Origin of the sequence: Suipraeoptans intestinalis, from assembly GCF_009696485.1 — a bacterium.
GTDB classification, from domain to species: Bacteria; Bacillota; Clostridia; order Lachnospirales; family Lachnospiraceae; genus Suipraeoptans; species Suipraeoptans intestinalis.
In genome coordinates, this window is the sequence record NZ_VULY01000012.1 from 1 (window position 1) to 10,933 (window position 10,933).

The following is a 10,933-nucleotide window of genomic DNA, read 5'->3' on the forward strand; positions in this document are numbered from 1 at the left end:
CGGTAATAGAGATCACATTCGTGGGATATAGGCCGACACGTCTCCTGCCTGTGTTTCAATAATGGAAGCGCCGTAATAGAGCGCCTCCTGCCGCTTCGCTCAGCCTGCTGCTTCTCTCCAGCAGTCTGGAATGCAGATAGAACACATCTCCCGGATACGCCTCTCGTCCGGCGAACGCCCTAAAAGCAGAGAGATCGTCCGGTAAGCTACCGCATGCTTGGACAGATCATCGTACACGATCAGTACATCTTTCCCCTGTTCCATAAAATATTCTGCCAAAGCTGTCGCCGAATAAGGAGCAATGTACTGAAGAGAGGCGCAGCTACTGGCTGTGGCACAAAAATACCGCCGTATATTCCATGGCTCCTTTCGCTTTCAGGGTGTTGACCAGTTGTGCCACTGTAGAGGCCTCTGCCCTATAGCCACATAGATACAGATCACCTGCTTTCCCTTCTGATTCAGGATGGCGTCTACCGCAATAGACGTCTTTCCTGTCTGCCGGTCTCCAATGATCAGCTCTCTCTGCCCTCTTCCTATGGGAAACATGGCGTCAATGGAAAGGATCCCCGTTTCCAGCGGAACGCTGACAGATTTTCTGTCCACGATCTGCGGCGCCCTCTTTTCGATAGGGCGATACTCTAAAGCAGAAATCTCCCCTCTTCCATCAATGGGATTCCCCAAAGAGTCCACTACTCTGCCGATGTAAGCCTCTCCTACAGGAACTCCTGCCCGCCTGCCGGTACGCACAGCCTTTGCTCCCTGCCTGATGTCCGCATCGTCTCCGAACAAGATACGCTGATCTCCGACTCTTTGATATCCTGAACCATTCCCTTCAGGCCGTTGTCCAGCATTATGATCTCCCCGTACATCACCGTATCCAGGCCATAAACCGAAGCGATCCCATCTCCTACGGAGATGACCGTACCTACCTCTTTTCCCTGTACCACTTCTTCATAATTTTGAATTTCTTCTTTTAAAATCGAATAATCTCATCTGAACGGATCCTGCTCATTTCCGTTACCTCCTAATCAAACCGCGCTTCAGCTCCAGCCATCTGCCCCTTGTGCTGTAATCGTATTCCCATCCGTTTACCTGCAGAAGAAATCCTCCCAAAAGTTCCGGTTTTTCCTCTTCCAGCCACCGGACTTCACTTGCCGCAAACTTCTGTTTCAACAGGATTTCCATCTGATCTTTTTCCTGAACAGAAGGAGGCGTTACATAAGAAAGTCTGATCGTGATCCTTCTCTCTCTTTTGTCTTTCTCTGCCTGAAGTCCTGTCTTCATATCATCCAGAAGCGCCACCGTCTCATACTTTACCAGAGTTTGCAGCAGCCCTTTATAAGCCTCCGGAAACACTCTGTCAACCACCCTGCTTTTGTCCTGTCGGGAAACTCTCGGGTCTTCCAGCACTTTTTCAGCTTCGGATTCTCCCGCAAAATCTCCCGGATGTCTTCCAGATCTGTTTCTTCGATTCCCAGTTCCCAAAGCGCCTTGACATAAGGAGAAATTTTTCCATTTCTTCTCATACCTTCTGCCTTCCTTCTTTTCTGATAAATTCCTGATATGCAGAAGACTGCGGGTTCTCCAGCAGTTTTTTTGCCTCTTCCATTGACAGCACTGCCGCCTGGGCTTTCACGTCCAAAAGCGCCTGTGTCTGCTTCTCCTCAATAGATGCCTTCGCCTCCTCCAGCTGTCTCCTCGCTTCCTTCTGCGCTTCCTCTATCAGCTGTCTGGCTTCTCTTTGCGCCTCTTCTTTCGCCTGCAGGATGATCTGCCTGGATTCCTCCTTTGCCTTCCCCCGGATGTCTTCATATTCTCTTTTCAGGCTTTCCGCCTGTTCCTTCTCCCGGCTTGCCTCCTGCAGTTTCCCTTCGATCATCTGTCTGCGCTTTTCCATGATATCCATGACCGGACGGAACAACAGCTTGCGAAGAATGAGGAAAAGTACAAGGATATTTATCATTTCCAATACAAAATTCGCATCTAACCTTAACACATCTTTACCGCCTTTCTCAGGGTTCTCCTCTCTTCTCCCGAAAAAGTTCTCCTTATTTCAGGAAGAGGATGATCATCAATGCCACGATAAAGCCGTAGATGGCCGTTGCCTCTGCCAGTGCACATCCCAAAATGAGGGACTTACTGATCTTCTTTTCCGCCTCCGGCTGTCTTGCGATGGCTTCCGTCGCTCTTCCGGTTGCGATCCCGATCCCGACACCAGCTCCAATTCCCGTTAATACTGCTACTCCTGCTCCAATTGCGATAATTGTTCCCGACATACTATGTCCTCCTTCTTTATTCCATTTCTTCATTCATAAAAAGTGCCGTTAAAAATACAAATACGTAGGCCTGCAGCAGCCCGTCGAAAATATCAAAGTAGAAACTGAGAGGAACGGGGATCAAAAGCGGTGCTACCTGCTTGATCAGTTCCATCACTACAAATCCTCCCAGCATATTTCCAAACAGACGCATGCACAGCGAAAGTGGTCTGATAAACACTTCCAGCACCATGATCGGCGCCACGAAGGGAACCGGTTCCCCGAAGTGTTTTCCCCAATGGCGGATCCCGTTTCTTCGTATCCCGCTGTATTCGATCAAAAGCATACTAAGAATGGCCAGCGCCGCCGTTACGTTCAGATCCTTTGTGGGTGGTTTGATCCCGATCAGCCCCATGGTGTTGGAGATAACCAGAAACAGTCCCACCGTCATCAGGTAGGGAATATAACCGGAATTTTCTTTTCCCAGGATCCCTTCAAAAAGATCCGTTCCCATTGAATACATGACTCCAACGCAAGTTGTACTTTCCCCGGACGTTCCACCTTGAGATTCCTCACCAGGATCAGAGACAGCAGGGTCAGACACAGCATGATCCCCCAGGTTGCCACCACCGCTTCGTCCACCTTGATCCCCCGAAAACCGGAATCTCAAACACCGTTTTACAGGTTAATTCCTCCATGAGATTTTGAGTCAGTTTTTCCGTATAAATGCCCTCCTCTCCTCTAAGCTTTCCTCACATTACTGCCATTTTTTTCTTTTGTCAATCATCTTTTTCTCTTCGCTGTTTTCCTGCATTTCACCCCTTTTTTTATTTATTTTTTTAAATTCAAAATCATGGATCCCCTTCCTTTTATTTATTTTTTCATCATTTTTTTGTCTCTTCCTGCTCTTTCTAGTTTCCTCCTTGAATTTTGTCCAAAATTATATCGGTTTCTTTTTTATTTTTATGGATTTTTACGAGAAACAGAATGTTTTATTTCGCGCAGCGCACATTCCTGTGAAACAAAAAAACATCTCCTGCACCCTTATGTCTGATGCAAAAGATGTTTTTTTCCACCTGAATTTCCGGATATTTTGAGGAAGTCCTTTGCCGCCTATTCCCTCACGGCAAAATAATTCCCCTCTCTGTCCGCCTATACTATCTACACTATCTGTACTCTCTGTTCTATTTTCTCTTTCGCTTTTGCCTCCGGCTCCTTTTCTATCCGCCAAACGGCATCTGTGCCACCAGCCTGTAGGTTTTGGGAAGCTTGTATCTTTCCCGTACCATGTCATCTATAACGGGATTGTAATGCTGCAGGGAAGCTCCGATCCCAGCTCTGCCAGCGCCGTCCAGATGCTGATCTGCAGCATTCCATTGGCATGGTTTGCCCACACCGGAAAATTGGCTGCATAGGTCGGAAACTTGGCTGCCAGTCCGTCTACTACCTCTTCTTCGTAAAAATACAAAATCGTTCCTGCTCCATTTCGGAAGGACTGGATCTTGTCATGCGGTACCTTCCCCTCAAACACCCTCTCAATCTCATCCCACAGCGCCTCATGCTCTTCCCCAAAGGCCGCCACGACCCTCGCACTCTTCATATCAAAGGCATCGGGAACCAGTTCCGTCACTCTTTTTATTACTTCCTCCACTTTTTCCTTCGCAACCGGAAGCTCCTTGTTTAACAGATAACGACTTCTTCTCTTTTCCAATCCTGTGATCACGCTCATGTCTGTTCCTCCTTTTCTTTTTTGTGTATTCGGTTTCCCTGTTCTGTCTGCCTTGTTCTGTTTGCCTTGTTCTGTCTGCCTTGTTCTGTCTGCCTTGCCCCAGCATATGCCTTCGTCTGCAAAGCCGTCACTGTTTTCCCGTTTTCCACTTTTCATTCGTTCCGGAAAAACCGCTCTTTTGAACCCCGGATCCGCCTGTGTTTTTAAGGGCTTTCTCCCACGATGCCGGCGGCGCCTGCCTCGGTCGATTATTTGATAAAGGTTCCTTCCTCCAGCTCCTTGAACGCCTGCTGCAGTTCCTCCCTGGTGTTCATTACCACCGGCCCTCCCCAGGCGATCTCCTCCTTCAATGGACTTCCACTGAGAAACAGAACTTTGGCTCTTTTTTCTTTTCCTTCTATCGTCACCTGGTCTCCGTCCGATAACAGAGCCGCCGTCTTTTCTTCCAGATCTTCTCCTGCTACCCGTACATCCCCAGCAAAGGAAACAGCAGCGCCTGTCTGCCCTTCTCTGTGGAATGGTAACCGTCTTTCCCGGTTCTACCGTAATATCATAATAGTCAATAGGCTGATAGTTCCCCTGGACTCCCTGCTGCCCGTCATAGCTTCCTGCCAGGATCCTGAGGCGGCCTCCTTCCAGTTCCACTTCCGGGATCTGGTCCTCTTGATGCTGCGGTAAGCCGGCTTTGTCATTTTGTCCTTTGCCGGAAGATTCAGCCATAGCTGCACGCCCAGCATCCGCTCGCTTGGCCGGCAGCTGTTCTTCATGGATGATGCCGGATCCTGCCGTCATCCACTGGACTTCCCCATCTTCCACGGTGTCTTCAAAGCCCAGATTGTCCTTGTGTTTCATTTTCCCCTGCCACACGTAGCTGATGGTCTCGATCCCTCTGTGGGGATGCGGCGGAAAGCCCGCTATATAATCCTGCGGATTGGTGCTGTCAAAAGAGTCCAGCATCAAAATAGGATCAAATTCTTTTGCGGTCTGGCTGCCCAGCACTCTTACCAGCTTCACACCGCCTCCATCTACCGTTTGAAATCCTTTTACCTTTTTTCTGATCGTTCTATTCATGTAAGATCCCTCCTAATTTTTTAATAGGAACAACAACTGCTTCTTCTCTTCCGCGGTCAATTCTTTCATTTTTCTCTGATCATCTCCCTGTTCTTTGGAGCCGCCTGCTGAATGACACTCCTCCCCTCCTCTGTCAGATGAAGGATGCAAAGCCGCTTGTCCTTTTGATCTGCCAGTCGTTCCACATACCCTCTTCCTACCAGATTGTTGACGATGACCGGTATGGTTCCTACACTGCTTAAAATCTTTTCCCGCACTTCTCCTACGGGTTGACAGCTGAGCGTTTGCAGTGTTGGAAGCGCTGTACAGCAAGGGAGATCTGACCGTAGGAGAAGTGCGGGAAAAGATTTTAAGCAGTGTAGGAACCATACCGTCATCGTCAACAATCTGGTAGGAAGAGGGTATGTGGAACGACTGGCAGATCAAAAGGACAAGCGGCTTTGCATCCTTCATCTGACAGAGGAGGGGAGGAGTGTCATTCAGCAGGCGGCTCCAAAGAACAGGAGATGATCAGAGAAAAAATGAAAGAATTGACCGCGGAAGAGAAGAAGCAGTTGTTGTTCCTATTAAAAAATTAGGAGGGATCTTACATGAATAGAACGATCAGAAAAAAGGTAAAAGGATTTCAAACGGTAGATGGAGGCGGTGTGAAGCTGGTAAGAGTGCTGGGCAGCCAGACCGCAAAAGAATTTGATCCTATTTTGATGCTGGACTCTTTTGACAGCACCAATCCGCAGGATTATATAGCGGCTTTCCGCCGCATCCCCACAGAGGGATCGAGACCATCAGCTACGTGTGGCAGGGGAAAATGAAACACAAGGACAATCTGGGCTTTGAAGACACCGTGGAAGATGGGGAAGTCCAGTGGATGACGGCAGGATCCGGCATCATCCATGAAGAACAGCTGCCGGCAAGCGAGCGGATGCTGGGCGTGCAGCTATGGCTGAATCTTCCGGCAAAGGACAAAATGACAAAGCCGGCTTACCGCAGCATCAAGAGGGACCAGATCCCGGAAGTGGAACTGGAAGGAGGCCGCCTCAGGATCCTGGCAGGAAGCTATGACGGGCAGCAGGGAGTCCAGGGAACTATCAGCCTATTGACTATTATGATATTACGGTAGAACCGGGAAAGACGGTTACCATTCCCACAGAGAAGGGCAGACAGGCGCTGCTGTTTCCTTTGCTGGGGGATGTACGGGTAGCAGGAGAAGATCTGGAAGAAAAGACGGCGGCTCTGTTATCGGACGGAGACCAGGTGACGATAGAAGGAAAAGAAAAAAGAGCCAAAGTTCTGTTCTCAGTGAAGTCCATTGAAGGAGGAGATCGCCTGGGGAGGGCCGGTGGTAATGAACACCAGGGAGGAACTGCAGCAGGCGTTCAAGGAGCTGGAGGAAGGAACCTTTATCAAATAATCGACCGAGGCAGGCGCCGCCGGCAATCGTGGGAGAAAGCCCTTAAAAACACAGGCGGATCCGGGGTTCAAAAGAGCGGTTTTTCCGGAACGAATGAAAGTGGAAAACGGGAAACAGTGACGGCTTTGCAGACGAAGGCATATGCTGGGCAAGGCAGACAGAACAAGGCAGACAGAACAAGGCAAACAGAACAAGGCAGACAGAACAGGGAAACCGAATACACAAAAAAGAAAAAGGAGGAACAGACATGAGCGTGATCACAGGATTGGAAAAGAGAAGAAGTCGTTATCTGTTAAACAAGGAGCTTCCGGTTGCGAAGGAAAAAGTGGAGAAGTAATAAAAAGAGTGACGGAACTGGTTCCGATGCCTTTGATATGAAGAGGCGAGGGTCGTGGCGGCCTTTGGGGAAGAGCATGAGGCGCTGTGGGATGAGATGAGAGGTGTTTGAGGGGAAGGTACCGCATGACAAGATCCAGTCCTTCCGAAATGGAGCAGGAACGATTTTGTATTTTTACGAAGAAGAGGTAGTAGACGGACTGGCAGCCAAGTTTCCGACCTATGCAGCCAATTTTCCGGTGTGGCAAACCATGCCAATGGAATGCTGCAGATCAGCATCTGGACGGCGCTGGCAGAGCTGGGATCGGAGCTTCCCTGCAGCATTACAATCCCGTTATAGATGACATGGTACGGGAAAGATACAAGCTTCCCAAAACCTACAGGCTGGTGGCACAGATGCCGTTTGGCGGATAGAAAAGGACCGGAGGCAAAGCGAAAGAGAAAATAGAACAGAAGTACAGATAGTGAGATAGTATAGGCGGACAGAGAGGGGATTATTTTGCCGTGAGGGAATAGGCGGCAAAGGACTTCCTCAAAATATCCGGAAATTCAGGTGGAAAAAAACATCTTTTGCATCAGACATAAGGGTGCAGGAGATGTTTTTTTGTTTCACAGGAATGTGCGCTGCGCGAAATAAAACATTCTGTTTCTCGTAAAATCCATAAAAATAAAAAAGAAACCGATATAATTTTGGACAAAATTCAAGGAGGAAACTAGAAAGAGCAGGAAGAGACAAAAAAATGATGAAAAAATAAATAAAAGGAAGGGATCCATGATTTGAATTTAAAAAAATAAATAAAAAAAGGGGTGAAATGCAGGAAAACAGCGAAGAGAAAAGATGATTGACAAAAGAAAAAAATGGCAGTAATGTGAGGAAAGCTTAGAGGAGAGGAGGGCATTTATACGGAAAAACTGACTCAAAATCTCATGGAGGAATTAACCTGTAAAACGGTGTTTGAGATTCCGGTTTTCGGGGGGATCAAGGTGGACGAAGCGGTGGTGGCAACCTGGGGGATCATGCTGTGTCTGACCCTGCTGTCTCTGATCCTGGTGAGGAATCTCAAGGTGGAACGTCCGGGGAAAGTACAACTTGCGTTGGAGTCATGTATTCAATGGGGAACGGATCTTTTTGAAGGGATCCTGGGAAAAGAAAATTCCGGTTATATTCCCTACCTGATGACGGTGGGACTGTTTCTGGTTATCTCCAACACCATGGGGCTGATCGGGATCAAACCACCCACAAAGGATCTGAACGTAACGGCGGCGCTGGCCATTCTTAGTATGCTTTTGATCGAATACAGCGGGATACGAAGAAACGGGATCCGCCATTGGGGAAAACACTTCGGGGAACCGGTTCCCTTCGTGCGCCGATCATGGTGCTGGAAGTGTTTATCAGACCACTTTCGCTGTGCATGCGTCTGTTTGGAAATATGCTGGGAGGATTTGTAGTGATGGAACTGATCAAGCAGGTAGCACCGCTTTTGATCCCCGTTCCTCTCAGTTTCTACTTTGATATTTTCGACGGGCTGCTGCAGGCCTACGTATTTGTATTTTTAACGGCACTTTTTATGAATGAAGAAATGGAATAAAGAAGGAGGACATAGTATGTCGGGAACAATTATCGCAATTGGAGCAGGAGTAGCAGTATTAACGGGAATTGGAGCTGGTGTCGGGATCGGGATCGCAACCGGAAGAGCGACGGAAGCCATCGCAAGACAGCCGGAGGCGGAAAAGAAGATCAGTAAGTCCTCATTTTGGGATGTGCACTGGCAGAGGCAACGGCCATCTACGGCTTTATCGTGGCATTGATGATCATCCTCTCCTGAAATAAGGAGAACTTTTTCGGGAGAAGAGAGGAGAACCCTGAGAAAGGCGGTAAAGATGTGTTAAGGTTAGATGCGAATTTTGTATTGGAAATGATAAATATCCTTGTACTTTTCCTCATTCTTCGCAAGCTGTTGTTCCGTCCGGTCATGGATATCATGGAAAAGCGCAGACAGATGATCGAAGGGAAACTGCAGGAGGCAAGCCGGGAGAAGGAACAGGCGGAAAGCCTGAAAAGAGAATATGAAGACATCCGGGGGAAGGCAAAGGAGGAATCCAGGCAGATCATCCTGCAGGCGAAAGAAGAGGCGCAAAGAGAAGCCAGACAGCTGATAGAGGAAGCGCAGAAGGAAGCGAGGAGACAGCTGGAGGAGGCGAAGGCATCTATTGAGGAGAAGCAGACACAGGCGCTTTTGGACGTGAAAGCCCAGGCGGCAGTGCTGTCAATGGAAGAGGCAAAAAAACTGCTGGAGAACCCGCAGTCTTCTGCATATCAGGAATTTATCAGAAAGAAGGAAGGCAGAAGGTATGAGAAGAAATGGAAAAATTTCTCCTTATGTCAAGGCGCTTTGGGAACTGGAATCGAAGAAACAGATCTGGAAGACATCCGGGAGATTTTGCGGGAGAATCCGAAGCTGAAAAAAGTGCTGGAAGACCCGAGAGTTTCCGACAGGACAAAAGCAGGTGGTTGACAGAGTGTTTCCGGAGGCTTATAAAGGGCTGCTGCAAACTCTGGTAAAGTATGAGACGGTGGCGCTTCTGGATGATATGAAGACAGGACTTCAGGCAGAGAAAGACAAAAGAGAGAGAAGGATCACGATCAGACTTTCTTATGTAACGCCTCCTTCTGTTCAGGAAAAAGATCAGATGGAAATCCTGTTGAAACAGAAGTTTGCGGCAAGTGAAGTCCGGTGGCTGGAAGAGGAAAAACCGGAACTTTTGGGAGGATTTCTTCTGCAGGTAAACGGATGGGAATACGATTACAGCACAAGGGGCAGATGGCTGGAGCTGAAGCGCGGTTTGATTAGGAGGTAACGGAAATGAGCAGGATCCGTTCAGATGAGATTATTTCGATTTTAAAAGAAGAAATTCAAAATTATGAAGAAGTGGTACAGGGAAAAGAGGTAGGTACGGTCATCTCCGTAGGAGATGGGATCGCTTCGGTTTATGGCCTGGATACGGTGATGTACGGGGAGATCATAATGCTGGACAACGGCCTGAAGGGAATGGTTCAGGATATCAAAGAGTCGGAGATCAGCTGTATCTTGTTCGGAGACGATGCGGACATCAGGCCAGGGAGCAAGGCTGTGCGTACCGCAGGCGGGCAGGAGTTCCTGTAGGAGAGGCTTACATCGGCAGAGTAGTGGACTCTTTGGGGAATCCCATTGATGGAAGAGGGGAGATTTCTGCTTTAGAGTATCGCCCTATCGAAAAGAGGCGCCGCAGATCGTGGACAGAAAATCTGTCAGCGTTCCGCTGGAAACGGGGATCCTTTCCATTGACGCCATGTTTCCCATAGGAAGAGGGCAGAGAGAGCTGATCATTGGAGACCGGCAGACAGGAAAGACGTCTATTGCGGTAGACGCCATCCTGAATCAGAAGGGAAAGCAGGTGATCTGTATCTATGTGGCTATAGGGCAGAAGGCCTCTACAGTGGCACAACTGGTCAACACCCTGAAAGCGAAGGAGCCATGGAATATACGGCGGTATTTGTGCCACAGCCAGTAGCTGCGCCTCTCTTCAGTACATTGCTCCTTATTCGGCGACAGCTTTGGCAGAATATTTTATGGAACAGGGGAAAGATGTACTGATCGTGTACGATGATCTGTCCAAGCATGCGGTAGCTTACCGGACGATCTCTCTGCTTTTAGGGCGTTCGCCGGGACGAGAGGCGTATCCGGGAGATGTTTCTATCTGCATTCCAGACTGCTGGAGAGAAGCAGCAGGCTGAGGCGAAGCGGCAGGAGGCGGCTCTATTACGGCGGCTTCCCATTATTGAAACACAGGCAGGAGACGTGTCGGCCTATATCCCACGAATGTGATCTCTATTACGGACGGACAGATCTTTCTGGAAAGGCGATCTGTTCATGCAGGGATCCGCCGGCGGTCAATGTAGGACTGGTCGTTTCCGGGTAGGTGGTGCAGCACAGACGAAGGCGATGAAAAAGGCTTCCGGAAGCCTGCGGATCGATCTGGCGCAGGCGAGAGAGCTGGAGTCTTTCACACAGTTCAGTTCGGATCTGGATGCGGCCACTAAAGCACAGCTACAGTACGGAGCGTGTCTGACGGAACTTTTGAAACAGCCGC

Annotated in this window: 13 protein-coding genes and 5 pseudogenes; 9 read left to right on the forward strand and 9 right to left on the reverse strand. The window is 48.9% G+C overall.

The features are described 5' to 3' along the window. Positions 1-99: 99 nt before the first annotated feature. The 9 genes and pseudogenes from FYJ34_RS12945 to FYJ34_RS00505 form a co-directional block, all read right to left on the reverse strand. Positions 100-546, reverse strand: a pseudogene (locus tag FYJ34_RS12945) (hypothetical protein). A gap of 167 nt (positions 547-713) precedes the next feature. Beyond that, positions 714-947, reverse strand: a complete 234-nt coding sequence (locus tag FYJ34_RS12950; protein ID WP_330582450.1) for a hypothetical protein — start codon at positions 945-947, stop codon at positions 714-716. 70 nt (positions 948-1,017) lie between these two features. Then, positions 1,018-1,410 carry a F0F1 ATP synthase subunit delta gene (locus FYJ34_RS00470; protein ID WP_173017034.1) on the reverse strand — a complete coding sequence of 131 codons (393 nt, stop codon included), beginning with the start codon at positions 1,408-1,410 and terminating at the stop codon, positions 1,018-1,020. After that, the gene (locus tag FYJ34_RS12645; RefSeq protein ID WP_173017033.1) at positions 1,314-1,526 is read right to left on the reverse strand and encodes a F0F1 ATP synthase subunit delta; all 213 of its coding nucleotides are present in this window, start codon (positions 1,524-1,526) and stop codon (positions 1,314-1,316) included. The genes FYJ34_RS00470 and FYJ34_RS12645 overlap by 97 nt, the downstream gene beginning before the upstream one ends. Next, on the reverse strand, positions 1,523-1,996 hold the full coding sequence (atpF, locus tag FYJ34_RS00475; protein WP_154475305.1) for a F0F1 ATP synthase subunit B: 474 nt from the start codon (positions 1,994-1,996) through the stop codon (positions 1,523-1,525). The genes FYJ34_RS12645 and atpF (FYJ34_RS00475) overlap by 4 nt, the downstream gene beginning before the upstream one ends. Before the next feature lie 52 nt (positions 1,997-2,048). After that, positions 2,049-2,276, reverse strand: a complete 228-nt coding sequence (gene atpE, locus FYJ34_RS00480; protein WP_154475307.1) for an ATP synthase F0 subunit C — start codon at positions 2,274-2,276, stop codon at positions 2,049-2,051. Positions 2,277-2,292: 16 nt separating this feature from the next. Further along, positions 2,293-2,953 (reverse strand): annotated as a pseudogene (locus FYJ34_RS00485) (F0F1 ATP synthase subunit A). A gap of 596 nt (positions 2,954-3,549) precedes the next feature. Then, positions 3,550-5,055 (reverse strand): pirin family protein, encoded by a 1,506-nt coding sequence (locus FYJ34_RS15685; RefSeq protein ID WP_330582453.1) that lies wholly within the window; start codon positions 5,053-5,055, stop codon positions 3,550-3,552. A 65-nt stretch (positions 5,056-5,120) separates the two neighbouring features. Beyond that, positions 5,121-5,312: a helix-turn-helix domain-containing protein gene (locus FYJ34_RS00505; RefSeq protein ID WP_235899136.1), complete on the reverse strand. Its 192-nt coding sequence runs from the start codon at positions 5,310-5,312 to the stop codon at positions 5,121-5,123. A gap of 333 nt (positions 5,313-5,645) precedes the next feature. Between FYJ34_RS00505 and FYJ34_RS13950 the strand changes: the two genes are divergently transcribed. From FYJ34_RS13950 to atpA, 9 genes and pseudogenes are all read left to right on the forward strand, one after another. Beyond that, positions 5,646-5,867 carry a cupin domain-containing protein gene (locus tag FYJ34_RS13950; protein WP_330582454.1) on the forward strand — a complete coding sequence of 74 codons (222 nt, stop codon included), beginning with the start codon at positions 5,646-5,648 and terminating at the stop codon, positions 5,865-5,867. Next, positions 5,849-6,175, forward strand: a complete 327-nt coding sequence (locus FYJ34_RS13955) for a pirin family protein (RefSeq protein WP_330582455.1) — start codon at positions 5,849-5,851, stop codon at positions 6,173-6,175. The genes FYJ34_RS13950 and FYJ34_RS13955 overlap by 19 nt, the downstream gene beginning before the upstream one ends. 20 nt (positions 6,176-6,195) lie before the next feature. Beyond that, positions 6,196-6,717 (forward strand): hypothetical protein, encoded by a 522-nt coding sequence (locus FYJ34_RS15690; protein WP_330582460.1) that lies wholly within the window; start codon positions 6,196-6,198, stop codon positions 6,715-6,717. Between the two features lie 307 nt (positions 6,718-7,024). Then, positions 7,025-7,216, forward strand: coding sequence for a hypothetical protein (locus FYJ34_RS12965; protein ID WP_235899137.1), 192 nt, complete (start codon positions 7,025-7,027; stop codon positions 7,214-7,216). 513 nt (positions 7,217-7,729) lie between these two features. Next, positions 7,730-8,391, forward strand: a pseudogene (locus FYJ34_RS00530) (F0F1 ATP synthase subunit A). Positions 8,392-8,407: 16 nt separating this feature from the next. Then, positions 8,408-8,628: pseudogene (atpE, locus tag FYJ34_RS00535) on the forward strand (ATP synthase F0 subunit C). Between the two features lie 57 nt (positions 8,629-8,685). Beyond that, on the forward strand, positions 8,686-9,318 hold the full coding sequence (atpF, locus tag FYJ34_RS00540; RefSeq protein WP_154475313.1) for a F0F1 ATP synthase subunit B: 633 nt from the start codon (positions 8,686-8,688) through the stop codon (positions 9,316-9,318). Then, positions 9,311-9,661: a F0F1 ATP synthase subunit delta gene (locus FYJ34_RS00545; protein ID WP_154475315.1), complete on the forward strand. Its 351-nt coding sequence runs from the start codon at positions 9,311-9,313 to the stop codon at positions 9,659-9,661. The genes atpF (FYJ34_RS00540) and FYJ34_RS00545 overlap by 8 nt, the downstream gene beginning before the upstream one ends. Positions 9,662-9,666: 5 nt before the next feature. After that, positions 9,667-10,933: pseudogene (gene atpA / locus FYJ34_RS15080) on the forward strand (F0F1 ATP synthase subunit alpha); the annotation flags it as partial.